The organism is Pseudocitrobacter sp. 2023LY-00077 (genome assembly GCF_055796175.1).
Genome location: NZ_JBSPEI010000002.1, coordinates 369,543 through 394,145, shown reverse-complemented (window position 1 = coordinate 394,145; position 24,603 = coordinate 369,543). Strand labels below are relative to the sequence as shown.

At 56.0% G+C, this 24,603-nt stretch carries 27 protein-coding genes; 18 read left to right on the top strand and 9 right to left on the bottom strand.

Features of this window, described 5'->3' with window-relative positions:
• Positions 1–2 precede the first annotated feature (2 nt).
• Both ACWWFX_RS04270 and ACWWFX_RS04265 read left to right on the top strand, forming a co-directional pair.
• Entirely contained in the window at positions 3–983 is a 981-nt protein-coding gene (locus ACWWFX_RS04270; protein ID WP_473223286.1) for a type IV pilus twitching motility protein PilT, read from the top strand.
• Positions 984–1,468: 485 nt separating this feature from the next.
• Positions 1,469–2,122, top strand: coding sequence for a LuxR C-terminal-related transcriptional regulator (locus ACWWFX_RS04265; RefSeq protein ID WP_015963067.1), 654 nt, complete (start codon positions 1,469–1,471; stop codon positions 2,120–2,122).
• A 106-nt stretch (positions 2,123–2,228) separates the two neighbouring features.
• Here the strand turns inward: ACWWFX_RS04265 and ruvX are convergent, their stop codons facing one another.
• The 8 genes from ruvX to metK all read right to left on the bottom strand — a co-directional run bounded on the left by ruvX (position 2,229) and on the right by metK (position 9,522).
• Positions 2,229–2,651, bottom strand: a complete 423-nt coding sequence (ruvX, locus tag ACWWFX_RS04260; RefSeq protein ID WP_149463249.1) for a Holliday junction resolvase RuvX — start codon at positions 2,649–2,651, stop codon at positions 2,229–2,231.
• Positions 2,651–3,214: a YqgE/AlgH family protein gene (locus ACWWFX_RS04255; protein ID WP_473223285.1), complete on the bottom strand. Its 564-nt coding sequence runs from the start codon at positions 3,212–3,214 to the stop codon at positions 2,651–2,653. The genes ruvX and ACWWFX_RS04255 overlap by 1 nt, the downstream gene beginning before the upstream one ends.
• Before the next feature lie 144 nt (positions 3,215–3,358).
• Positions 3,359–4,306 carry a glutathione synthase gene (gene gshB, locus ACWWFX_RS04250; RefSeq protein WP_015963070.1) on the bottom strand — a complete coding sequence of 316 codons (948 nt, stop codon included), beginning with the start codon at positions 4,304–4,306 and terminating at the stop codon, positions 3,359–3,361.
• 23 nt (positions 4,307–4,329) lie between these two features.
• Complete coding sequence (rsmE, locus tag ACWWFX_RS04245; protein WP_149463251.1) at positions 4,330–5,061, bottom strand: 16S rRNA (uracil(1498)-N(3))-methyltransferase; 732 nt, start codon at positions 5,059–5,061, stop codon at positions 4,330–4,332.
• A gap of 122 nt (positions 5,062–5,183) precedes the next feature.
• Complete coding sequence (gene endA / locus ACWWFX_RS04240; RefSeq protein WP_276223735.1) at positions 5,184–5,891, bottom strand: deoxyribonuclease I; 708 nt, start codon at positions 5,889–5,891, stop codon at positions 5,184–5,186.
• Between the two features lie 94 nt (positions 5,892–5,985).
• Complete coding sequence (locus tag ACWWFX_RS04235; protein WP_276223733.1) at positions 5,986–6,486, bottom strand: SprT family zinc-dependent metalloprotease; 501 nt, start codon at positions 6,484–6,486, stop codon at positions 5,986–5,988.
• A gap of 137 nt (positions 6,487–6,623) precedes the next feature.
• Positions 6,624–8,018: a galactose/proton symporter gene (gene galP, locus ACWWFX_RS04230; protein WP_276223731.1), complete on the bottom strand. Its 1,395-nt coding sequence runs from the start codon at positions 8,016–8,018 to the stop codon at positions 6,624–6,626.
• A gap of 349 nt (positions 8,019–8,367) precedes the next feature.
• Positions 8,368–9,522 carry a methionine adenosyltransferase gene (gene metK, locus ACWWFX_RS04225; protein WP_276223804.1) on the bottom strand — a complete coding sequence of 385 codons (1,155 nt, stop codon included), beginning with the start codon at positions 9,520–9,522 and terminating at the stop codon, positions 8,368–8,370.
• A gap of 406 nt (positions 9,523–9,928) precedes the next feature.
• Between metK and ACWWFX_RS04220 the strand changes: the two genes are divergently transcribed.
• The 4 genes from ACWWFX_RS04220 (at position 9,929) to speB (ending at position 13,387) form a co-directional block, all read left to right on the top strand.
• A complete protein-coding gene (locus ACWWFX_RS04220; protein ID WP_442961949.1) occupies positions 9,929–10,078 on the top strand; it encodes a hypothetical protein in 150 nt (49 codons plus the stop codon).
• Between the two features lie 84 nt (positions 10,079–10,162).
• On the top strand, positions 10,163–10,294 hold the full coding sequence (gene yqgB, locus ACWWFX_RS04215) for an acid stress response protein YqgB (protein ID WP_149463255.1): 132 nt from the start codon (positions 10,163–10,165) through the stop codon (positions 10,292–10,294).
• A gap of 8 nt (positions 10,295–10,302) precedes the next feature.
• Positions 10,303–12,279, top strand: a complete 1,977-nt coding sequence (speA, locus tag ACWWFX_RS04210; protein ID WP_276223728.1) for a biosynthetic arginine decarboxylase — start codon at positions 10,303–10,305, stop codon at positions 12,277–12,279.
• Positions 12,280–12,466: 187 nt separating this feature from the next.
• A complete protein-coding gene (gene speB, locus ACWWFX_RS04205) occupies positions 12,467–13,387 on the top strand; it encodes an agmatinase (RefSeq protein WP_015963077.1) in 921 nt (306 codons plus the stop codon).
• A 4-nt stretch (positions 13,388–13,391) separates the two neighbouring features.
• On the opposite strand, the gene ACWWFX_RS04200 is transcribed toward speB, so the two are convergent.
• Positions 13,392–14,603: an MFS transporter gene (locus tag ACWWFX_RS04200; RefSeq protein WP_473223305.1), complete on the bottom strand. Its 1,212-nt coding sequence runs from the start codon at positions 14,601–14,603 to the stop codon at positions 13,392–13,394.
• A gap of 414 nt (positions 14,604–15,017) precedes the next feature.
• Here ACWWFX_RS04200 and ACWWFX_RS04195 point away from each other — a divergent pair, with 414 nt between their 5' ends.
• From ACWWFX_RS04195 to ACWWFX_RS04140, 12 genes are all read left to right on the top strand, one after another.
• Positions 15,018–15,341 carry a Rieske (2Fe-2S) protein gene (locus ACWWFX_RS04195; RefSeq protein WP_015963079.1) on the top strand — a complete coding sequence of 108 codons (324 nt, stop codon included), beginning with the start codon at positions 15,018–15,020 and terminating at the stop codon, positions 15,339–15,341.
• Positions 15,338–15,646 carry a recombinase-like helix-turn-helix domain-containing protein gene (locus ACWWFX_RS04190; protein WP_015963080.1) on the top strand — a complete coding sequence of 103 codons (309 nt, stop codon included), beginning with the start codon at positions 15,338–15,340 and terminating at the stop codon, positions 15,644–15,646. The genes ACWWFX_RS04195 and ACWWFX_RS04190 overlap by 4 nt, the downstream gene beginning before the upstream one ends.
• A 10-nt stretch (positions 15,647–15,656) precedes the next feature.
• Complete coding sequence (locus ACWWFX_RS04185) at positions 15,657–16,679, top strand: aromatic ring-hydroxylating oxygenase subunit alpha (protein WP_276223721.1); 1,023 nt, start codon at positions 15,657–15,659, stop codon at positions 16,677–16,679.
• Positions 16,679–17,428, top strand: a complete 750-nt coding sequence (locus ACWWFX_RS04180; protein WP_473223284.1) for an SDR family oxidoreductase — start codon at positions 16,679–16,681, stop codon at positions 17,426–17,428. The genes ACWWFX_RS04185 and ACWWFX_RS04180 overlap by 1 nt, the downstream gene beginning before the upstream one ends.
• Before the next feature lie 16 nt (positions 17,429–17,444).
• On the top strand, positions 17,445–18,233 hold the full coding sequence (locus tag ACWWFX_RS04175) for an IclR family transcriptional regulator (RefSeq protein ID WP_108475824.1): 789 nt from the start codon (positions 17,445–17,447) through the stop codon (positions 18,231–18,233).
• Between the two features lie 87 nt (positions 18,234–18,320).
• Positions 18,321–19,247 (top strand): VOC family protein, encoded by a 927-nt coding sequence (locus tag ACWWFX_RS04170; protein WP_473223283.1) that lies wholly within the window; start codon positions 18,321–18,323, stop codon positions 19,245–19,247.
• Positions 19,244–20,440, top strand: a complete 1,197-nt coding sequence (locus ACWWFX_RS04165) for an NAD(P)/FAD-dependent oxidoreductase (RefSeq protein ID WP_473223282.1) — start codon at positions 19,244–19,246, stop codon at positions 20,438–20,440. The genes ACWWFX_RS04170 and ACWWFX_RS04165 overlap by 4 nt, the downstream gene beginning before the upstream one ends.
• A 26-nt stretch (positions 20,441–20,466) precedes the next feature.
• Positions 20,467–21,723 (top strand): MFS transporter, encoded by a 1,257-nt coding sequence (locus ACWWFX_RS04160; RefSeq protein WP_015963086.1) that lies wholly within the window; start codon positions 20,467–20,469, stop codon positions 21,721–21,723.
• Positions 21,724–21,733: 10 nt separating this feature from the next.
• The gene (locus ACWWFX_RS04155; RefSeq protein WP_015963087.1) at positions 21,734–22,264 is read left to right on the top strand and encodes a cupin domain-containing protein; all 531 of its coding nucleotides are present in this window, start codon (positions 21,734–21,736) and stop codon (positions 22,262–22,264) included.
• Between the two features lie 9 nt (positions 22,265–22,273).
• Positions 22,274–23,044 (top strand): alpha/beta fold hydrolase, encoded by a 771-nt coding sequence (locus ACWWFX_RS04150; protein ID WP_473223281.1) that lies wholly within the window; start codon positions 22,274–22,276, stop codon positions 23,042–23,044.
• On the top strand, positions 23,028–23,822 hold the full coding sequence (locus tag ACWWFX_RS04145; protein WP_473223280.1) for an SDR family oxidoreductase: 795 nt from the start codon (positions 23,028–23,030) through the stop codon (positions 23,820–23,822). Before ACWWFX_RS04150 ends, ACWWFX_RS04145 begins: the two co-directional genes overlap by 17 nt.
• A gap of 9 nt (positions 23,823–23,831) precedes the next feature.
• Entirely contained in the window at positions 23,832–24,602 is a 771-nt protein-coding gene (locus ACWWFX_RS04140) for an aspartate dehydrogenase (protein WP_473223304.1), read from the top strand.
• The last annotated feature ends 1 nt before the right edge of the window (position 24,603 follow it).

The window sequence follows — 24,603 nt, the reverse complement described above, 5'->3', positions numbered from 1 at the left end:
TTATGGAAATACAAGAAATCGTGGCGCTTAGTGTAAAGCATAACGTGTCGGATCTACACCTGTGTAGCGGAGCAATGGCGCGATGGCGACGTTGTGGCTTGCTCGAATCTGCGCCATTTTTATCGCCGGAACCGGAAGCATTGCTACGTGGTTGGTTAAGCGAGGCACAGCACGCGCAATGGCGGGCGCAGGGCCAGCTTGATTTCGCGATAGCGCCCTCTGAAGGGCCACGCCTGCGCGCCAGCGCATTTCGCCATGCGCGCGGTGTTTCGCTGGCATTGCGTGTGCTACCGACGCGCTGCCCAACGCTCGCTGAACTCGGCGTGCCAGCGGCGCTACCTGAACTGTTGCATGAAGAGGGTGGGTTGATACTGGTCACCGGCGCAACCGGCAGCGGTAAGTCAACGACGCTTGCCGCAATGGTCGATTACCTCAATAACACTCTGGATGGGCATATTCTGACGCTGGAAGATCCGGTGGAATTTATTCACGCCAGCCAGCGCTGCTTAATCCAGCAACGCGAAATCGGTCAACATATCTCATCATTCGCTGAGGCACTGCGCGGCGCGCTACGTCAGGACCCCGACGTTATCCTGCTGGGGGAGTTACGCGACAGCGAGACGATCCGGCTGGCATTAACCGCCGCCGAAACAGGTCATCTGGTGCTGGCGACATTGCATACGCGCGGTGCGGCCCAGGCGATTGAACGTCTGGTTGATGTTTTTCCGGCGCAGGAAAAAGAGCCTGTGCGCAGCCAGCTGGCGAACAGCCTGTGTGCGGTGGTAGCGCAAAAGCTGGTGGCGGATAAACAAGGCGGGCGAGTGGCGCTCTTCGAGCTGCTGGTGAATACCCCGGCGGTAGGGAACCTGATCCGCGAGGGGAAAAACCATCAGTTACCGGGTGTCATGCAAACTGGACAGCAGGCAGGAATGCAAACTTTCACCCAAAGCTATCAACAATGTGTGGCGAAGGGTAAGCTATAAGGATTAGGCTATTTCTCCTGTGCTTATTAATTCTATTTCTAATAGATAAGTGTTATTACTGTGATGACAGTAGAGTTTTTGGAATTAATCGACAGGAAAGAATGTTTCAATATATTATGAATGTGACGTTTATTCGACATTCTGTTGTAATAATGTTTTATTTGTAAATTCAACGTTCCGTTATTATTCTGCGAAAATATAATCATCAGTGTAACATGTTATACCTAAGCCATAATTCCTAAGTAATATGGATGACGGATTTTTACACCGATGCACAACATTATGTTGTGTAGACATAGAAAAAAAGGGTGATATTCTTTTGACACTCAGCGGGGATCGTTCTATTCTAATTATGGAATTAGGATTATTCTTATGAAATATTGTTTCACTTCATACTGTCTTGATTATTATTATGCATGATAATTAAGATTGCTTTGATTTATTAAAACACCATGATGGTGGCAAAATACTAAGGAGAGTTTCAAATGCTTGATGTATCAGAGAGTGTATCTAAATCCCGCAAAATCATTTTAATCACCCACCCGTCAGTACAGGCCAATGCATTCGCTGGTTATCTTTCTGATTTACTTTCAGTTTCTGTAGATGTTCACAATATCAATAAGCCGATGGTACAGCGCCTTGCGAAAGGTACTGTGGTGCTGTTTGATATCGCGGTATCGAACAAAAAGCTGAACGGTATCTGGCGCGATATTATCCGCTCGCAGTTTGATTCTCCACGCTTGCTTATTATTAACAGTGCGCAAAAGTATGAATTATACGAAATGGCGCAGTGGCCCGCGCTGTACGGTGTGTTCCGTCATGATGATGAAGAATCGCGCTTAATTGAGGGTGTCAAAGCCGTGCTGAACGGTGAACAGACTGCTGAATTGAGCGTAATGCATCCGGCAATGTACGCAGTTGAACAGCCGACTGAATCATCAGACAATATTCCACTGACCGAACGTGAATGCGAAATTCTTAATGAATTACGTCATGGTGCGACCAATATGGATATTGCTCGTGCGCTGTTCATCAGTGAAAACACAGTGCGTACACACTTATATAATGTTTTCCGTAAGTTAAGCGTGAAAAACAGAACCCAGGCTGTCAGCTGGGCGAACGAAAATTTGCGTCACTAAGTTTTACACTGGAAACGTTGTAGGCCGGATAAGCGCTAGCGCCATCCGGCTTTCCTGTCTCTAACGCCCACTAAACGCCCACTATTTACACGTTATGCTAGCCTGACTACTGACTGTAGCTTTGCTCGAAGTAACTCTCCAGAATCACCACCGCAGAGGCTGAATCCACGCTGCCTTTATCCAGCGCGCGAAAACCACCGTGCTCGAACAACCCGGCGCGGGCTTCAACGGTACTCAGACGCTCATCATGCAGTTTTATCGCTACGCCGAAACGGCCGTGAATTTTATTGGCGAAGTTACGTGCGCGCGCGGTAAGCGGCTGCTCAGTGCCGTCCATATTCAGCGGCAGGCCGACGATCACTAACGCCGGTTGCCACTCTTTCAGCAGCTTCTCAATCAGCGTCCAGTCTGGTGTGCCGTTTTGCGCCTTCAGGGCGTTGAGTGGGCGCGCGGTACCGGTAATTTGCTGTCCGACCGCGACGCCAATGCTGCGGGTGCCAAAATCAAATGCGAGAAAGGTTCCGCTCATTATGCGTGCCCCGCCACACCAGGCATGGTGTGAATATCGATGCCGATGAGTTTTGCCGCATCGCGCCAGCGATCGGCGATCGGCGTTTTAAACAGAATATTGAGGTCGGCAGGCGCGGTGAGCCAGGCGTTATCGAGAATTTCCTGCTCCAGCTGGCCTTTCTCCCATGATGCGTAACCCAGCGCAACCAGCACGTCCATCGGCTGTGCCGCCGTGCCCAGAGTTTCCAGCACGTCGCGCGACGTGGTGACGATGGTGTTATCAGAGATACGGATGCTTGAGGAAAACGACGCCGGTGGCGTGTGCAGAATGAAGCCGCGATCTTCCGCCAGCGGGCCGCCGAGCATCACCGGTTTATCGAGGCGAATCGACGGATCGCGCGGATCGGGCGTGATCTTCAGTTTTTCCAGAATGCCTTCAACTTGCAGGTTTTCCAGCGGCTTATTGATGATAATCCCCATTGCGCCATCGTCGTTATACTCGCAGATATAGACAACGGAACGGCGGAAGATGGGGTCCTGAAGAGCCGGCATGGCAATAAGAAAGTGATGCTGTAAATTCATTGTCAGAGGTTCTGTCCTGGTTCAAAAAGCAGCAACGTCCAGTATGCGGGGAAAGAGGCGTGCTGTCACCAGGCAGTCCTGTAAACGCGCGTAAGCGCCTGGCAGGAAAGCCTGGTTGTGGCGGGTTCCCTCCCGCCGCAGAGATTACTTGCCTAAACGTTTTTCGATAGCGTCCATCAGCATCCCGGTGATGGAAATCGGGAACTCCGCTTCGATTTCACGCACGCAGGTTGGGCTGGTGACGTTAATCTCGGTCAGGCGATCGCCGATGATATCCAGGCCGACAAAAATCAGACCTTTCGCTTTCAGCGTCGGGCCCACTTTGCGGGCGATTTCCCAATCGCTTTCGCTCAGCGGACGCGGTTCGCCACGGCCACCGGCGGCCAGGTTGCCACGGGTTTCACCACCCTGCGGAATACGCGCCAGGCAATACGGGACAGGTTCGCCATCGACGACCAGCACGCGCTTATCACCGTCTTTGATTGCTGGCAGATAGGTTTGCGCCATGCAATAGCGGCTGCCAAGCTCGGTCAGGGTTTCGGCGATAACGCCAATGTTAGGATCGCCTTCTTTCACGCGGAAAATCGACGCGCCGCCCATACCATCCAGCGGTTTCATGATGATGTCGCCATGCTCCTGCCAGAACGCTTTCAGCTGCGCTTTGTTACGGGTGACCAGCGTTTCCGGGGTCAGTTCAGAGAACCAGGCGGTGAACAGCTTCTCGTTACAGTCGCGCAGGCTCTGCGGTTTGTTGACGATAAGAGTGCCTTTCTCTTCCGCGCGTTCCAGAATATAGGTCGCGTAGATGAATTCGGTGTCAAACGGCGGATCCTTACGCATCAGAATCACATCGAGGTCGGCAAGCGCGATATCCTGCTCGCTGCCAAATTCGTACCATTTGTCATAGTTCTGCTCAACGTTCACCAGACGCGTACGCGCGCGGGATTCGCCGTTGGTCAGATAGAGGTCATTCATCTCCATGTAATGGAGTTCATAGCCCCGGCGCTGTGCCTCCAGCAACATCGCGAAGCTGGTGTCTTTTTTGATATTGATGTTTGCGATGGGGTCCATCACGATGCCGAGCTTAATCATTCTAGTTCTCCTGGAAGCCGATATTAGCCCAGATCGCCAAAGCGCACTTGAAGCGCAGTAATGGCGGTGAGCGCGGTAGTCTCAGTACGCAGAACGCGAGGTCCCAACAGGATATCAGTAAACTGGTAGCGTGCGGTCATGGCAATTTCATCTGCCGAGAGACCGCCTTCCGGGCCAATCAGCAAACGCACGCGCTCCACCGGCAGCGGAAGCGTATTGATGCTGGCGCTGGCACGCGGATGCAGGTTCAGCTTCAGCCCGCTATCTTCTTCGGCGCACCACTGTTCCAGATTCATCGCCGGGCGAATTTCCGGAATCGTGTTGCGGCCACACTGTTCACAGGCGGCAATCGCGATTTTTTGCCACTGTTGGATCTTCTTATTCAAACGCTCGGCATCCAGTTTAACGCCACAGCGCTCAGAAAACAGTGGCGTTATGAGGCTTACACCGAGTTCTATTGATTTCTGGATGGTGAATTCCATTTTATCGCCGCGCGACATTACCTGGCCCAGGTGAATGTGAATGGGGGATTCGCGGTTATCAATTTCCCCGCTGACAATATTCACGCGCACGCTTTTTTTATCGGCGTGGGTAATTTCGGCATCGAAGATCTGGTTACTGCCATCGAAAAGCTGAATCGCCTGACCCGGCCCCATGCGCAGCACACGGCCAACATGGTTTGCCGCGTCTTCCGACAGGGCGATTTCATGCCCAGCGGTGATGTGTTCAGGGTGATAAATACGGGGGATGCGCATGATGTGACGTTCCATTAATAGCTTAGGTACCAGGCACTGTCCGTTCCCTCTCCCTGAGGGAGAGGGCCAGGGTGAGGGGGAAATGTCCGGCAGAAAATTAAACAATTAGCCGCTAGTGTAGGTTAGCTCTTTTGCGCCTGGCAAGCCTGCAACACGTAAGGGTTATGGTTACCCTGAATTTTGGCGATGCGCCTGTCGCGCTCACACTCCCATTCGCTGACTGGATACATCTTATTCCACGCGTTGAAAAGCTGCGTCTGCTGGCGGGAAAGATTGATTTGATACGTATCGCGCATATAGAAGTAGGTGCGGGCAATTGCGCCGCGCGAGCGTGCCGGTGGCTCGGCCACTTTCTCTTTAAAGTCTACCTTCATGGCGCACTGACCGTACTGGCCTTCGCCGCCATTCCACTGGCTATACATAAAGTTACCGCGATCGCCGTTCACTTCTCCGACCGCAGGTTGCAGGTTATGCATATCGCTTTCTATTTTGCGGTACAGCGGATCTTTGGCGCAGTTTTTCCGTCCGCCATCCTGCCAGCACTGGCGCTGGTGACCAAACTGCCAGGCGGGCATCACGTGTTCCCATTCGACGCGGCTGGCGCGGTTTTCATTTTTACGCACTTTGTAACCGCAGGACTCAAGGTCAATGACGCCTTTCTTACCCTGCCAGTTGATTTTACAGCCGCAGTAGAAATCACCCGGCACATCACTGTTAACTTTTACGCCAGCGGTTTTGGCCTGGGAAAAACTTTTGATACCTTCGGCCAGCGCCTGGCCTGAGAGCGCCGCCGTAAAAAACACGACTGCGAATGCTACTTTAGGGGACATCACGAACTCCGTCTCAAAACGAGCCCGCAACGTAGCGAAAGCATCGGTCAGATGCAATCAGTCAGATCAGAAAACTTCCAGAAAATTCCATCAGTTACAATTCTGCAACCAACGGCTCGCCGCAGTGTACGCAACGATAGGTCGCTTCACCGCGCACCACGCGATTATGGCGGCGAATGGTCAATTGATGCAGCTGGCAGCGGCAGCGGTAGGGGAAGGTTTTGCTGCGTATTGAACTCAGTTCAAACTGATGCGTGCGGCGTGCCGGAACGCCGAGCACCGCTTCCATCATCCATTTCCACTCTTTCCCGTGCGGAGGAACGCGGCCAAAGTGCTTCCACACCAGCAGATGCGCCAGTTCGTGCGGAACCACTTCATCAATAAACGCCTGCTGGTTTTCCGCCAGCAGTACCGGATTGAGGCGAATTTCATACTCCTGCAACCACGCGGTACCCGCCGAGGTGCCGCGCTGTTGATAAACCAGCTTTGGCTCGGGGTAGTTACGCTTGAGCGCAAGATTCGCTTTGGCAAGATTTTCCCGCAGACAACGCATCACGCTTTGCTGGAGGGCGATAGGAATTCGAGGGCTTTTCATGACGCAGAGGATAGAGCGGGTAGTGGGGCGAGTGCAAGAGGAAGGTATGCCCAATGGCGCTTCGCACATCGGGCATACAAGATGAGATGATAGGTAGGTCGGGTAAGCGCAGCGCCACCCGACACACCAGGGGAAGATTAGTCGTGCGCGCCGATTTCGCGCAGCTTGCGACCTTTCATCAGGTTACGTTCAATATGTTCCAGCGACACATGTTTGGTTTCCGGAACCAGCCAGATAGTCAGGACGATGAAGAACAGGTTCAGACCGGCGTAAACCCAGAAGGTGTTGGCGTTGCCCAGCGAGTTGAGCATGGTCAGGAACGTTGCGCCGACGATCATGTTGGCAATCCAGTTGGTCGCGGTAGAGCAGGTGATACCGAAATCGCGGCCTTTCAGCGGCTGAATTTCAGAACACAGTACCCAAATCAGCGGACCGGCGCTCATGGCGAAGCCAACGATAAACATCAGCAGCATGGCAATCGCGAAGTATTGTGCAGACGGCGAATGGATACCGACGTGCATCATTGTACCCAGTACGCCCATGCCGACGGCCATCACCAGGAAGCCCAGCGTCAGGGTTGGTTTACGGCCCCAGCGGTCAACCAGCCCGATGGCAATAAAGGTCGCCAGTACGTTGGTCAGACCGACGATAACCGTGCCCCACATCTGTTCGTGCGTGTTGGTATAACCCGCCAGCTCAAAGATTTTCGGCGCGTAATACATGATGACGTTCATCCCGGTGAACTGCTGCATTACCTGTAACAGCACGCCCAGGAACACCGCGCGGCGGAAGTTGCTGTTCTCTTTAAACAGCGCCCAACCACTCTGCTTAACCTGCAGGCTTTCACGGATTTCATCCAGCTCGCGTTTCGCTTCCGCGCTGGTATCACGCAGACGAAGCAGTACGCGTTCCGCGTCGTGGAAGCGGCGTTTGGCCGCGAACCAGCGTGGGCTGTCCGGCAGGAAGAATACGCCAATCAGCAGCAGGATCGCCGGAATGATAATCACGCCCAGCATCCAGCGCCATGCGCCAGAGTAGCTGAACGCGGTATCCGACAGGTACGCGCCGAGAATACCGATGGTAATCATCAACTGGTACATGGAAATCATACTGCCGCGAATTTTTTCCGGCGCGATTTCAGAGAGATACAACGGTGCCGTATAGGACGCGACACCCACAGCCAGGCCCAGCAGGACGCGGGAAATAATCAGCACTTCCGGGTTTGGCGCAGCGGCGGAGAACAGCGAGCCGAGGACAAACAGGATTGCGCCAATCATCAGGCTTTTTTTACGCCCGAGACGGAAGGAGAGCCAGCCACTGCCGACTGCACCAATCGCGGCACCGAACATCATGGAACTGACCACCCACTCCTGGGTGTGTGGAGAAATCTGAAACTCATCGGTAATAAAGGGTAGGGCACCGGCAATTACGCCGATATCAAGACCGAAAAGGAGTCCGGCCAGGGCTGCCAGAAAACAGACAAAAAAGGTCATTGTCTTGTTAGAACGCCCTTGTTTTTTATTGTCAGGCATTATGCCCTCCAGTTGGATTATCAGCTTTGTCGATGTTAAGGGTAAGTGAGTCGGCCGTAAAAATATGTGATTGTAATCACAGGAGTGTAATCGCTTACACTGTCATTCATAGTGACTATGTATTAAAAATTATAGTAATCAAATAGTTAATTGTGAAATATGGCGGGAAAAAATTGTGCTTCAGATTAGCCTGAAAAATAAATGTAACAACAGAGCATTTGCTATGTAACATGCCTGGCTACGTCAATTGGCCTGATAGGCAGTGGGGTGTAATCGCTTTCATAGCGCACGCGTTAGAAATAAAAAAAGGCCAGCACGAGGCTGGCCTTCAGATAAAACGGTGGGGAGATTATTTCAGGCCGGCAGCATCGCGCAGCAGTGCCGCTTTGTCGGTTTTTTCCCACGGGAAATGTTCGCGGCCAAAGTGACCGTAAGCTGCGGTCTCTTTGTAGATCGGGTGCAGCAGATCCAGCATCTGAATGAGGCCGTACGGACGCAGGTCGAAGAACTCGCGCACCAGCAGGGTCAGTTGTTCAGAAGGCACTTTCTCGGTACCGAAGGTTTCCACCATGATGGAAGTCGGTTCTGCCACGCCGATTGCGTAGGAGACCTGAATTTCACAACGGTCAGCCAGGCCCGCAGCAACGATGTTTTTCGCCACATAACGTGCCGCGTATGCTGCGGAGCGGTCCACTTTTGATGGATCTTTACCGGAGAACGCACCGCCGCCGTGACGTGCCATGCCGCCGTAGGTATCAACGATAATTTTACGGCCGGTCAGACCGCAGTCGCCCATCGGGCCGCCGATCACGAAACGACCGGTTGGGTTGATGAAGAATTTGGTTGACGCGTTCAGCCATTCAGTCGGCAGAACCGGCTTGATAATCTCTTCCATCACTGCTTCCTGCAGGGATTTCTGATCGATGCTTTCAGCGTGCTGAGTGGACAGAACGACCGCATCAATACCGACGATTTTACCGTCGTCATACTGGAAGGTGACCTGGCTTTTTGCATCCGGACGCAGCCATGACAGGGTGCCATTCTTACGCACTTCAGCCTGACGCTGCACCAGACGGTGCGCATAGGTGATTGGCGCTGGCATCAGCACGTCGGTTTCGTTGGTTGCATAACCAAACATCAGACCCTGGTCGCCCGCGCCCTGTTCCAGCGGATCGGAACGGTCAACGCCCTGGTTGATGTCCGGAGACTGTTTACCAATTGCGCTCAGTACGGCACAGGAGTTGGCGTCAAAGCCCATATCCGAATGCACATAGCCAATTTCGCGAACGGTGTTACGGGTGATCTCTTCGATATCAACCCATGCGCTGGTGGTGATTTCACCGCCAACCAAAACCATGCCTGTTTTCACGTAGGTTTCGCAGGCTACGCGGGCTTTCGGGTCCTGTTCGAGGATAGCGTCAAGCACGGCGTCGGAGATTTGGTCCGCAATTTTGTCAGGATGCCCTTCGGATACAGACTCGGACGTAAATAGGTGTTTTGCCATAATTTCTTCACCCTGGAAAAAATAGAGTTCGATAAGCTTCATGTGGCGATGCCCGCGCTGTGCGATGTGCGCTAAAACGGGCAGCAGGTCGGCACACAAGAAGTCAGTATAGACGGATTAACTTCTGGACGGCTATTCTAGGTTACTTCTTAATCCGATTTCCAGCGTTTTTTGATTTGGCTCGCATTCTTGCGCAACGCAAGGTGGAAATTTTTCCTGACATTGCTGGCAGAGTCCGTATTTTTATTTTGCTTTTTACCCGTCTTCCCGGTATAAAACGCGGCGCGCGGCTCATACCAAAAAAGTGCACGAATTGATTTCGTGACGCCACTTCCAGCCGGGCTAAAACATGCGTTTTTTGGCTATAGCAAGTCCTTCGGGGCTGGCGTGGAGGTGATATCAAATAATGAACCGTTGTATTGTGCCAAATCTGTCACACCGTCCTGGTGTGAACCCGACTCCCGTTCTCAGTATCTCTGCTTTGTATACCTGCCGATGTTTTACCCATTTCGGCGCTTCTCAGGACTCCAGGGCCGGCCAGGCTTTCAGGAACTGAACAAGGGCGCTCTTGCTCCAGCAAGAGATTTCTCGTGGTTTCTCCGAACATCGTCTTAAGTTCGGTTGCGTGTTTTACAATGATATGAACAAGAAACCGGTCGCACAGTCGATGCACCAGCATAACGCGCTGGGAAATCAGGCTGTATATGGGTTGTTATCGCATCGTTACGCTGCGATAGTAGTTAACTGTTTTACACTAGATACAAATTATTGAGGTTCGCTATGTCTGACGACATGTCTATGGGTTTGCCTTCGTCAGCGGGCGAACAAGGTGTACTACGTTCCATGCAGGAGGTTGCGATGAGCTCCCAGGAAGCAAGCAAGATGCTACGCACATACAACATTGCCTGGTGGGGCAATAACTACTATGACGTCAACGAGTTAGGCCATATCAGCGTATGCCCTGACCCGGACGTTCCGGAAGCCCGCGTTGACCTGGCGCAGCTGGTAAAAGCGCGTGAAGCGCAGGGGCAGCGCCTGCCTGCGCTGTTCTGCTTCCCGCAGATCCTCCAGCACCGTTTGCGCTCTATCAACGCCGCGTTCAAGCGTGCGCGCGAATCTTACGGCTATAACGGCGACTATTTCCTGGTCTACCCGATCAAGGTAAACCAGCATCGCCGCGTGATTGAATCCCTGATTCACTCTGGCGAACCGCTGGGGCTGGAAGCGGGTTCCAAAGCAGAATTGATGGCTGTGCTGGCTCACGCTGGCATGACCCGCAGTGTGATTGTGTGTAACGGCTATAAAGACCGTGAATACATTCGCCTGGCGCTGGTGGGTGAGAAGATGGGCCATAAGGTCTATCTGGTGATTGAGAAAATGTCGGAAATCGCCATCGTGCTGGAAGAAGCCGAGCGATTAAACGTCGTGCCGCGCCTTGGCGTGCGTGCGCGTCTGGCGTCGCAGGGTTCCGGTAAATGGCAGTCCTCAGGCGGCGAGAAATCCAAATTTGGCCTCGCGGCGACGCAGGTGCTGCAACTGGTGGATATCCTGCGCGAAGCCGGGCATCTCGACAGCCTGCAACTGCTGCACTTCCACCTGGGTTCACAGATGGCCAATATTCGCGACATCGCCACCGGCGTGCGTGAATCGGCGCGTTTCTACGTTGAACTGCACAAACTGGGTGTGAACATTCAGTGCTTCGACGTTGGCGGCGGCCTGGGCGTGGACTACGAAGGAACGCGTTCCCAGTCCGATTGCTCGGTGAACTACGGCCTGAACGAATACGCTAACAACATCATCTGGGCGATTGGCGATGCCTGTGAAGAGAACGGCCTGCCGCACCCGACGGTGATCACCGAATCGGGCCGTGCGGTAACCGCGCATCACACGGTGCTGGTGTCGAACATCATCGGCGTTGAGCGCAACGAATACACCGAGGCGACCCCGCCTGCTGACGACGCGCCGCGTGCGCTGCAAAGCATGTGGGAAACCTGGCAGGAGATGCATGAGCCCGGCACGCGCCGCTCGCTGCGTGAATGGCTGCACGACAGCCAGATGGACCTGCACGACATTCACATCGGTTACTCCTCCGGGGCGTTCAACCTGAAAGAGCGCGCATGGGCAGAGCAGCTTTATCTGAACATGTGCCACGAAGTGCAGAAACAGCTCGACCCGAGCAACCGCGCGCATCGCCCGATTATCGATGAGTTGCAGGAGCGTATGGCGGATAAAATTTACGTCAACTTCTCTCTGTTCCAGTCGATGCCGGACGCATGGGGTATCGACCAGTTGTTCCCGGTGATGCCGCTGGAAGGCTTAAACCAGGTGCCAGAGCGCCGCGCGGTGTTGCTGGATATTACCTGTGATTCCGATGGTGCGATTGATCATTACGTCGATGGCGACGGGATCGCCACCACCATGCCGATGCCGCAGTATGACGTGGATAACCCGCCGATGCTGGGCTTCTTCATGGTTGGCGCGTATCAGGAGATCCTCGGCAACATGCACAACCTGTTCGGTGATACCGAAGCGGTTGACGTGTTCGTCTTCCCTGACGGCAGTGTGGAAGTGGAGCTGTCCGATGAGGGCGATACGGTGGCGGATATGCTGCAATACGTGCAGCTTGATCCCAACACGTTGCTGACTCAGTTCCGTGACCAGGTGAAAAACACCGGTCTGGACGAGGCGCTGCAACAGCAGTTCCTGGAAGAGTTTGAAGCGGGGCTTTACGGGTATACGTACCTGGAAGACGAGTAAGTTTGCGCGGGCGTTGCCCGGTGGCGCTACGCTTACCGGGCCTACAAGTACTACACTCACTTGAACCCGCGCAAAATAACGGCGATAATTTGCCCCAACAAGCTGTAACTCAAATCAATCCCTTCCTCGTCGGGCCTAACGACGCGGAAGGGATTTTTTTTTACCGACTTTAGATGAGGTCATAGCCATGAGTACCTTAGGAAATCAGTACGATAACTCCCTGGTATCTAACGCATTTGGTTTTTTACGTCTGCCGCTGAACTTCCAACCCTATGACAGCGACGCCGACTGGGTGATCACCGGTGTACCGTTTGATATGGCGACGTCAGGTCGCGCCGGTGGTCGTCATGGCCCGGCGGCGATCCGCCAGGTGTCGACCAACCTCGCCTGGGAGCACAACCGCTTCCCGTGGAACTTCGACATGCGTGAACGCCTGAACGTCGTGGACTGTGGTGACCTGGTGTATGCCTTTGGCGATGCCCGCGAAATGAGCGAAAAATTGCAGGCGCACGCGGAAAAACTGCTGGCCGCGGGTAAACGCATGCTCTCTTTCGGCGGTGACCACTTCGTCACGCTGCCGCTGCTGCGCGCGCACGCCAAACACTTCGGCAAAATGGCGCTGGTGCATTTTGATGCCCACACCGACACCTATGCGAACGGCTGCGAATTCGACCACGGCACCATGTTCTACACCGCGCCGAACGAAGGTTTGATTGACCCGAACCATTCCGTGCAGATTGGTATCCGCACCGAGTTCGATAAAGACAACGGCTTCACCGTGCTGGATGCCTGCCAGGTGAACGATCGCACCGCTGATGACATCATCGCCCAGGTGAAACAGATTGTCGGTGATATGCCGGTTTATCTGACCTTTGATATCGACTGCCTCGACCCGGCTTTCGCGCCGGGAACCGGTACGCCGGTCATCGGCGGCCTGACGTCTGACCGCGCCATCAAGCTGGTGCGCGGCCTGAAAGATCTCAACATCGTGGGTATGGATGTTGTGGAAGTGGCGCCGGCCTACGATCAGTCTGAAATCACCGCGCTGGCAGCGGCGACCCTCGCACTGGAAATGCTCTACATTCAGGCCGCGAAAAAAGGCGAGTAATCCGTTACGCGCTCACTGCTGCTGCGCGACGCATGCGCAGCAGCAACATTCCGCCCGCCAACAGCGTCACGATTTGCGACGCCACCAGAACCGAAAACCCTGCGCTCACCGACCCGGCATATTTCATCACCACGCCCATCAGGAGCGGAATAAACGCCGCGCAAATATTGCCAATCCCGTTAATGATTCCATAGGCGCTGCCCACCGCGTCGTGCGCCGCGTGATGCTGTACCACTGCCGGAATCGCTGCACCCTGTAATCCCCAGAAAATATTGGCAGAGAGTAAAAACAGCCCCAGCATGGCGGGCTGATGGCTGAGCATGAGCGCCAGCACTGAGCACGCTGTCAGCGCGCCGCCGGTGACGAACAGCAGCGGGGCCTGTTCCGGGCGCAGTTTATCGAGGAGAACCCCGCCTAAAAATTTTGACCCGAGACTCAGCAAAAACGGAATGGCGGCCAGAAAGCCCGTCGCGTGAAGTGAGAAGTGATGCTCATCGCGCAGCCACGCCGGAAGCCACGCGCTGCTGCCCCACAGATAGCTCAACGTGGCAATCTCAACCAGCAGGATCCAGCCGAGCAACGGCGTGCGCCAGGCCAGCATAAAGGTCTCGCTCAATCCCCTTTGGCTGGTGCGATTCGCTTTCTGTGGCGCAGGTAAAAAGCGATAAATCAGCCCGCCACCAAGCAGCAAATTCAGCGCGGCAAGCGCATAAAATGACCCCATCCAGCCCAGATGTTGCATCAGAAACGTGACCAGCGGGAAGCCAACAGCCAGCCCGAGCGATACACCCAGGGCGCTTACGGCATTCGGTTTGCCAATCTCCTGCGCGGCAAAGTGGTCGCTGATGTAGCGCGTCTTCAGTGAAAAGAGCGGCCCTTCAGCAATGCCGAGGATCACGCGCGCGATAAGCATGCCGAACAGCGATCCGAGCAGAGGGGAGATAGCGCAAACCAGCGCCCAGACGGCGATGCTGATCAACAGCCCCTGACGGTAATTGAGTTTACTTTCCATTACCGGAGTTAATAGAAGGGCCGACAATCCATAACCCAGAAGAAAGAATGTCATTAACATTCCTTGTAACATTCTGTTTTCATTTATATGAAAATGATTGACGAATTCGGCATTAAGAATCATCACCGAGATATTTACTCTATCGACATAAGAAATCACAATTAGAAACAATAACGCGATGACGCCCTGCCGGCGTGCTGAAATCATCTCATTTCTCCTGCCAGTAATGTTATTTATTATTTTGTATTTATAGTTTCATTGTGAAAATGTATCACCAGTGAAACTCATTGATATTAATGGTTAATTTATTCTTTAGTTTCACCTGTGAAACTGAGTGGTGAAGCCTTGCGCTATTTATTAATAATCCCATCAAGCAAAGTCAATATCTGTGGAAGTGAAAACCACGCTATTTATAAAACCGATTCTTTCCGCCTTCATAAATCACAATTTCATATCGATGCAGTTTTTCGTGATCGATTACACACTTAGCTAATTAATTGCATAGTACTTAACAAAAACGTCACATTTGCGCTTGACGAAACATTCACCGCTTTTATATTGAGCGTATTAAATAAGAAACACAGTTTCATATATGAAACAAAAGCCTGGAGGAATGCGATGAGCTGGATAGGCGTATGTGACGCGGAGCAGGTACAGGAAGATTTCCCTTATAGCGGCAACATTGAAGGTAAAGAGATCGGTATTTATCTGGTCGATGGCGAGTTTTACGCGCTGGAAGACGTTTGTCCTCACGCTTACGCGCTGTTGAGTCAGGGGTTTGTCGAAGATGGCAAAGTGGAATGCCCGCTGCATGAAGCGGTGTTCGACGTTAAAACCGGCCAGTGCCTGCACGGGCCAGGTGGCCGCAACCTGAATCGCTACCCGGTACGGGTATTCGAAAACCAAATTCAGATCACTTTCATTGAGGAGACCGTGGCATGAGCGAAACCCTGGATTTCAACCCGGCGCTGCCGGAAAGCCGCCAGTTTACCCCGCCGGCAGAAGGCGGTAACGGCAACATTCACAAACCGGGCGATTACCAAAATATCATCTGGCAAACCCGCAGCCGCGTGCCGGAGAACTGGGAGCTGCTGCTGATTACCGCGCTGGAAGAGTTGTTCGAACAGGGCGTGGAGACGCTGCCGGAACTGGTCAACGGGCTGAACGCGATTCGCATGTACGACCAGCAGGGCGCGCCATGGAGCGATGACAGCTTCCAGGCATTCTTACAGGTTAACGGTTACTGAGGGGCGGGTGATGACAACAACAGTACAGAGCTATCTCGATAAAGGGTTGCGCGGTTTGTGGTATCCGGTTCTGGCGAGCTGGGAAGTGCAGTCCGCACCGGTCGGGATCACCCGCCTGGGCGAACAAATTGTGGTGTGGCGTAACAAAGATGGTCAGGTACAGGCGCTGGAAGATCGCTGCCCGCACCGTGGCGCGCGTCTGTCGATGGGCTGGAACCTTGGCGACCGTATTGCCTGCTGGTATCACGGTGTGGAAGTGGCGGGCAACGGTGAAGTGAAAGACGTTCCGGCGGTGGATCGCTGCCCGCTGGTGGGCCAGCAGTGCGTGCGCAGCTACAACGTGCAGGAAGCGCACGGCGCGATTTTCCTGTGGTTTGGCGTCACCGCTGACCAACAGCCGGAAGAGCTCACCTTCCCGGAAGAGCTGGCGGACACCGAAAGCTACAGCAATTTCCTCTGTTCTGCTGCGTGGAAATGCAATTACCAGTACGCGCTGGAAAACGTCATGGACCCGATGCACGGCACCTACCTTCACTCTTCTTCGCACTCGATGGCGGAAGGCGATCGCAAAGCCGACATGGTGCTGCAACCGACTAAAACGGGCTTTATCTTCGAGAAAAAAGGGCAGAGCGGCGTCAACTTCGACTGGGTTGAACTGGGCAACAGCGGCACTTACTGGATGCGCCTCTCGATTCCGTATAAACGACGTTTTGGGCCGGGCGGTCACTTCTGGATAGTCGGCATGGTGGTGCCGGAAGATAACGACAACTGCCGCGTCTTCTTCTGGCGTATCCGTCGCGTACAGGGCTGGCAGCGCGATCTCTGGCGTTTCATGTACCGCAACCGCCTGGAAAAACTGCACTGGGAAGTGCTGGAGCAGGATCGCGTAGTGCTGGAGAGCCTGGCGCCGAACGCCCGCGATCATGAATATCTCTATCAGCACGATGTCGGCCTTTCCCGCCTGCGCCGCATGATGCAGAAAGCGGCAAAAGAACAGCTGGCGACGCGCGACGCGCAGCAGGGAGCGGCCTGATGCACGGCTTACTCGACGGCAAGCGCATCGTGGTGACCGGCGCAGCGCGCGGGCTCGGCTTCCACTTTGCCAAAGCTTGTGCAGAGCAGGGCGCGACGGTTGCGATGTGCGACATCCTCGCCGGTGAGCTGGCGGAAAGCGCGCACGGCCTGCGTGAGCAGGGCTACCGCATTGAAGATTACGTGATTGATTTAGCCGACAGCGCGTCTATCGACGCTACGTTTGCCGCTATCGCAGAAAGTGGGGCGATTGATGGGCTGGTGAATAACGCGGCGATGGCGACCGGCGTCGGCGGTAAAAATATGATCGACTACGATCCGGATCTCTGGGATCGGGTGATGAGCGTCAACGTCAAAGGCACCTGGCTGGTGACCCGCGCCGCTGTGCCTCTGCTACGCGAAGGATCGGGGATCGTTAACGTGGCCTCGGACACTGCCCTGTGGGGCGCACCGCGCCTGATGGCCTATGTTGCCAGTAAGGGCGCGGTGATTGCCATGACGCGTTCGATGGCGCGTGAAATGGGCGAAAAACGTATCCGTATCAATGCAATTGCGCCGGGGCTAACGCGCGTGGAAGCGACGGAATACGTGCCTGCTGAGCGTCATCAGCTGTATGAAAATGGCCGGGCGCTGGCGGGTGCGCAGCAGCCAGAAGATGTCACCGGTAGTGTGCTGTGGCTGTTGAGCGATCTCTCCGGATTTGTTACCGGGCAGCTGATTCCGGTCAACGGCGGCTTTATTTTTAACTGAGCAGGGCGGAGGCAGTATGGCGAACGAGCACGAAATCAAGTACCTGGTGCCCGGTCTGGAGCGCGGTTTACAGCTGCTGCTGGCCTTTGGTGAACAGCACCGCGACCTGACCTTCGCTGAGCTGCATCGGCTGGTGGATATGCCGAAAGCGACGGCTTACCGCGTCGTTCAGACGCTGGAGTACATGGGGTTTCTGGAGCGCAACCCGCGCACTAACACCTTCTCGCTCGGGATGAACGTGTTGCGTCTTGGCTTTGAATATATCGCCTCGCTGGATGTGGCCCAGGTTGGGCAGCCGGTGATTGAGCAACTGCGCGACAGCAGCCAGTGCAGCAGCCATCTGGCGATCCGCGACGGGCGCGACATTATCTACATCGCCCGCGTCAGCGCCGCTGGTTCGCGTATCAACCACGTCAGTATTGGCACACGTCTGCCGGTGCATTGCACATCGCTGGGCCGCATGCTGCTGACGGATGTGTCGCGCAGCGAGTTTGAACAGATTTTCCCGAACGAACGCTTACCGGGGAACACGCTGGGCCAGCCGCATGATCGGGAAGCGCTGTGGCAAATGGTGCAGCAGGATAAAGCGCGCGGCTACGTCATTGGCGAATCATTCTTCCGCGAAGGGATCTCCTCCATTGTCTATCCGGTTTACGACCGCAGCGGGCGCGTGGCGGCGGTGGTGAGCATTCTGGTGCCGTCGGAACAGGTGCCGCAAACCGATCGCGATCGGTTGCAAAACGACGTTCGCATGGCGGCGGACAAAATCTCTGGCTTTTTAGGGTATCTGTCACAAGCCAGCTAAATCAAACAGTGAGATGCAGGCGCTGAAGGGCGTCGGGCATGCTTTACGCCCAAATCGGGGCGTGGAGTGGCAAAGAGGCAACGAACCATGAGTGTAATCGGAATTGAAAAGCTGGAGTTTGGCGTCGATGACGTGGCCCACAGCGCAAAATTTATGGCTGATTTTGGCCTGAAGGGTGATGCCAGCGGGCGTCGATTCACCACCCTGAGCGGTGCGAGCGTGGAGCTGAATTCGCAGGATGCCCCCGCGCTGCCGGACGCTTTTGAAGCGGGCAACACGCTACGTCGCATGACCTGGGGCGTGGCGAGCCAGGCGGAACTGGATGCGTTGCGCCCGAAGCTTGCCAGCCAGCCGGGTTTTCGTGAGGTGGACGGTGCGCTGGAATGCCGTGACCCGAACGGCATGACCCTGCGCGTGCAGGTTAGCCAGCAGCAGCCGGTTGAGCTGAACGTTGAGCCGATTAACCAGTGGGGCGATGCGCGCCGTATTGACACACCAAGCCCGGTTTACGATCGTGCGGAGCCGATCAACATCGGCCACGTAGTGTTCTTTGTTGAAGAACTGGCGGCGGTGGAGAAATTCTACCGTGAAGTGCTGGGCTTCCAGGTCTCTGACCGTTACATCAACCGCGCGGTATTCCTGCGTTGCCAGGCGCGCGGCGGCCATCACAATCTTTTCCTGCTGCAATTGCCTAACCGCAAGCGCGGCCTGAATCACGTCGCCTTCACCGTACGCGACATCCATGAAGTGATTGGCGGCGGTATTGCCATGAACAAACATGACTGGAGCACCTTTATCGGCCCCGGTCGTCACCCGGTCTCTTCCGCCTATTTCTGGTATGTAAACAGCCCAACCGGCGGCGCGTTTGAGTACTACACCAACGACGACTACCTCACCGAGAAGTGGCAGCCGCGCGAGCTGGAGCATTCGCTGGTCTCCTTTACCGAGTGGGCGGTGGAAGGCGGTATCGACCACGACACCCGCCGTCAGCAGAAGAAGCCGGAGGCGGTATGACGGCGCGCATCGTGATTATCGGCGGCGGCCAGGCGGGCGGCTGGGCGGCGAAAACCCTGCGCGATGACGGTTTCGACGGCGAGATTTGCGTAGTGGCGGAAGAAGAGTGGGATTTCTACGAACGCCCGCCGCTGTCGAAAGCCTCGCTGCTGGACGCGTCCCCGACGCTGCCGCGTCTGTTTAGCGAAGACGCGCAGCAGGCGCTGAACCTGCGCTGGTATCGTCCGCTTCGCGCGCAGGCTATCGATCCACATACAAAAACCGTTGCGTTGAGTAACGGAGAGTCACTCAGCTACAACCAGCTTTTGATTGCTACCGGCGGCCGGGCGCGCCTGCCGGGAGACGCGTGGGCGACGCATCCGCAGGTGTATACCCTGCGCCACTGGCAGGATGCGCAGCGTCTGAAAAAGCGCCTGGTGCAGAGCCAAACGCTGGCGATTATCGGCGGCGGCTGGATTGGCCTGGAGATTGCCGCCTCGGCGCGCAAAAGCGGTATCGCGGTCACTCTGTTTGAACAACAGCCCGCGCTGTGTATGCGCTCAGTCAGCGCGGAAGTTTCCGCTGAACTGCTGGCGCTGCATCAGCAGCAGGGCGTGGATGTGCGCACCGGATGCGGCGCGATTGAACTGGATGAAGGCGATGAAAACGTGGTGATCCACTGCGACGGCCAGCGTGAGATCTTCGACGCGGTGGTGGTGGGGATCGGCGTCGATCTCAACCTGGAGCTGGCACGCGATGCCGGGCTGAAAACCGATCGCGGTATTGTGGTCGATGCGCAGGGACGCACGTCAGATCCGGCGATCTTTGCCGTGGGTGATGTGGCGCAGCACGTGCGTTACGGTCTGTGCGTGCAGTCATGGGCATTTGCGCAGAATCAGGCGGTGGCGACGGCCAAAGCGATGCTGGATGCCAACGCGCCCGGTTACGACGACGTACCGTGGCTGTGGTCGGATCAATACCAGCACAATATTCAGATCCTTGGCATTCCGCAGCCGAACAGCCGGACGGTGGTTCGCCGGGAAGAAAAAGGATCGATTTTCTTCTCGCTCAACGCTGACGGTACGCTGAATCAACTGGTGGCGTTTAACGATCCGCGCACCGTTAAGCTTGCGAAACGCTGGATGGCGAGCGGGCGCGATCTGAACGCCGAGCCATTAGGCGATCCTGCATTTTCACTGATGTCACTACGCTAACCGCGACGTAACCCTCAGGGGGGAACATGAGCACATTAGAGAACAACACCGCGCCCGTTGAGGCGCGCGGTGAGGGCGTCTGCACGCCTGAAACGACCGTTCGCTGGGCTATTCCGCTGTCGCTGCTGGCCTGCGTCCTGTTGGCGTTTTTCGACAAAATCAGCATTGCCGCACTCTTTTCTGACAGCCATTTCCAGCAGGCGATGGGCATCGACTTCGACACCACGCGTCTGGGCATTCTGATGAGCGCGTTCCTGCTGAGCTACGGTTTTTCCTCCGTACTGCTGAGTGGGCTGGGCGACAAGATCGCACCGCTGCGTCTGCTTACCGGCATGATGGTTGTGTGGTGCGTGCTGATGGTGATGATGGGCTTTACCCATAACTACACGCTGATGGTCACGCTGCGCATTCTGCTCGGCGTGGCGGAAGGGCCGCTGTTCCCGCTGGCGTTCGCCATTGTGCGCCATTCTTTCCCGCAGCATTTGCAGGCGCGCGCCACCATGCTCTGGCTGCTCGGCACGCCCGTGGGCGCGGCAATTGGCTTCCCGCTTTCCATCTGGCTGCTCAATACCTTTGGCTGGCAGAGCACCTTCTTCACCATGGCGCTGCTCACCATCCCGGTGTTGATTCTGGTGCGCATTGGCCTGCGTGGCGTGCAGTTGGAGGCGAAACAGGCACCGACGCAACAGTCGCAGCTAACGCGTCGGGCGGCGCGTCAGGAGCTGTTTGTCAGCACTCACTTCTGGATGATTTGCGTCTTTAACATTGCCTTCCTGACCTATCTGTGGGGCATCAACGGCTGGCTGCCGGGCTACCTGATTAAAGGTAAAGGCATTCACCTGGAGCATGCGGGCTGGCTGTCGTCGATGCCGTTCATCGCCATGCTACTGGGCGAGGTGATTGGCGCGTGGCTTTCCGATCGCGTCGATAAACGCGCAGCCGCCTGCTTTATCTCGATGGCAGGGGCGGCCATTGGCCTGACGGCGGTCATGCATCTGGATACGCCGCTAACCATCATCGCCGCCATGAGCTTCAGCACCTTTATGTGGGGCGTGGGCGCGCCGAACATTTTTGCCCTGCTGGCAAAAGCCACCCATCCACGCGTGAGCGCCACGGCGGGCGGTATTTTCAACGGGCTGGGAAACTTTGCCGGGGCGTTGTCGCCGGCGGTGATGGGGGCGCTGATCGCCTTCACTCACAGTATGGATTCCGGGCTGATCTTTCTGGTGGTAATGGCGACCGTAGGGTGCGTCCTGTTACTGCCGCTGCTTAAACGTTACTGAGGAGTGTGTCATGTCTGATTCAACCGTGAGCGCGAAAACCGGCATCAAGCCAGAAAATCTGAGCATGGAAGAGTGGGTGGAGTCGCGTATTGCCCGCTTTGAAGGCCGTAAATATGACTGGAACGCGCTGAAGTTCCAGGCCGATTTTGACCCGAAATATCGCCGTGCGCAGATGCGTTATATCGGTACCGGGGCGACCGGCGTCGCCAGCGATACCAACACCGTTGCGGCGGAACACTTCACTTTCTCCACCATGGTATTGCCGTCGAAATGCGAAGGTCCGCTGCATCTGCACGATGACGTGGAAGAGGTCTTCTTCATGCTGAAAGGGCAGATCACTCTGATGATTCAGGATGGTGACAACTACACCGAAACGGTGCTGCGCGAGCGCGATCTCATCTCCGTTCCGGCGGGGATCTATCGCGGCCTGTTTAATCACGGCGAAGAAGAAGCGCTGATGTGCGTGATGCTCGGCACCAAAAAGCCGGAGATCCCAACCTATCCGGCAGACCATCCGCTGTCGAAAGTGAAACGCAACTAAGGAATGACGATGACGGGTTTTCGTGAACAGGGCCATGGCGTGCCGGTGATGCTGCTGCATGGCATTAGTTCCGGTGCCGCTTCCTGGCATAAGCAGATGGCGCTACCGGGCTGCCGCGTGCTGGCCTGGGATATGCCGGGTTATGGCGAAAGCCCGATGCTGGCAACCGAACGGGCGAATGCGGGCGACTACGCCGATGCGCTTGCGCTGTTGCTTGACCGTGCTGGCGTCTGGCAAACGGTGCTGGTGGGCCATTCGCTGGGCGCGCTGGTGGCCAGCGCGTTTGCCGCACGTTACCCCGAACGGGTAGTGCATCTGCTGTTGGCTGACCCGGCGCAGGGTTACGGCAACGCGACGGCGGAAAAGCGCGAACAGGTGTGGCGCAGCCGGGAACAGCAAATAGCGATGGGCGGCGAGATCCTCGCGCAAACCCGCGCGGCGGCACTGCTGCAACCGGCGGCACGCCAGGACGATGTGGCGACGGTGGCTGCAGGGATGCGACGTCTGCGCCCGGAAGGGTATCTGGCGGCGGCGTGGATGCTGGCGCACGACGATATTCACCACTGGCTTGGACAGTATGGCGGGGCGTTCAGCGTGTGCTGCGGCGAGCAGGACACCATCACGCCACCGGATGCCGCGCAGGCGCTGGCCGCCCGTTACGGTATGCCGTACACCGCCGTTCCGAAGGCCGGGCATGCCAGCTATCTCGATAACGAAACGACATTTAATCAATGGCTTTTGCAGGCAATGGAAGAGGTGCGCGATGAATGCACAAATTGAAGGGCGTGTAGCGGTAGTCACCGGGGGATCGTCGGGGATCGGTTTTGAAACCCTGCGCCTGTTACTGGGTGAAGGTGCAAAAGTGGCGTTTTGTGGCCGCGATGCGGACAGGCTCGCCAGCGCGCATGCCGCGTTGCTCAACGAATTTCCGCAGGGTGAGGTTTTCTCTGCCTGCTGCGATGTACTGAAAGAAGAAGATGTCCGGGCGTTCGCCGCCGCCGTTGAAGCGAATCTGGGCCGCGCCGACATGCTAATCAACAACGCCGGGCAGGGCTTTGTCGCCCATTTTGCTGACACCCCGCGCAGCGCATGGCTGCATGAAGCCGAGCTGAAATTATTTGGTGTCATTAACCCGGTGCAGGCGTTTTTAAGCCAGCTTGAAGCGTCGGATATCGCGTCGATCACCTGCGTGAACTCACTGCTGGCGCTACAGCCGGAAGAGCACATGATCGCCACCTCGGCTGCGCGCGCCGCGCTGCTGAACATGACGCTCACCCTGTCGAAAGATCTGATTGAGAAAGGTATCCGCGTAAATTCCATTCTGCTGGGGATGGTGGAATCCGGCCAATGGCAGCGCCGCTATGAGCAGCGCAGCGATAAAAGCCAGAGCTGGCCGGAGTGGACCGGTGATATCGCCCGTAAGCGCGGCATTCCGATGGGCCGTCTGGGCAAACCGCAGGAGCCCGCGCAGGCGCTGTTATTCCTGGCGTCGCCGCTGGCCTCGTTCACCACCGGGGCCGCGCTGGATGTCTCCGGCGGTTTCTGCCGTCACCTTTAAGGAGCAATGATGAAAAAGGTCATGTTAATTGGCTACGGCGCGATGGCGCAGGCGGTGATCGAACGTTTACCTGCCAACGTGGCGATCGGCTGGATCGTGGCGCGGGAATCACATCATCAGGCGATCCTGGCGCGTTTTCACGGCGAGGTTACCCCGCTGGTGGATCCGCTGGCATGCGATGCTACGCCGGATCTGGTGCTGGAGTGCGCCAGCCAGCAGGCGGTGGCACAGTACGGCGAAGCGGTCCTCAAACGCGGCTGGCACCTGGCGGTTGTCTCCACTGGTGCGCTGGCGGACAGTGAACTTGAACAGCGGCTGCTGAACGCGGGCGGAAAATTAACCCTGCTGGCAGGGGCGGTGGCGGGCATCGACGGTTTATCGGCGGCGAGAGAAGGCGGCTTGCAGCGCGTGACCTATCAGTCGCGTAAAAGCCCGGCCAGCTGGCGCGGGAGCTACGCCGAACAGCTGATTGACCTGGCGACGGTGCAGGAAGCGCAAATCTTTTTCGAAGGCAGTGCGCGGGAAGCCGCACGCCTCTTCCCGGCAAATGCCAACGTGGCGGCAACCGTGGCGCTGGGCGGGGTGGGCATGGATGACACCCGTGTTCAGTTAATGGTTGATCCGGCGACGAAACGTAACACCCATACCCTGCACGTTGAGGGGCTGTTTGGCGAATTCCACCTCGAACTCAGCGGCCTGCCGCTCGCCAGCAACCCGAAAACCTCAACTCTGGCGGCACTGAGCGCGGTGCGCGCCTGCCGTGAACTGGCTCAGTGCTAAG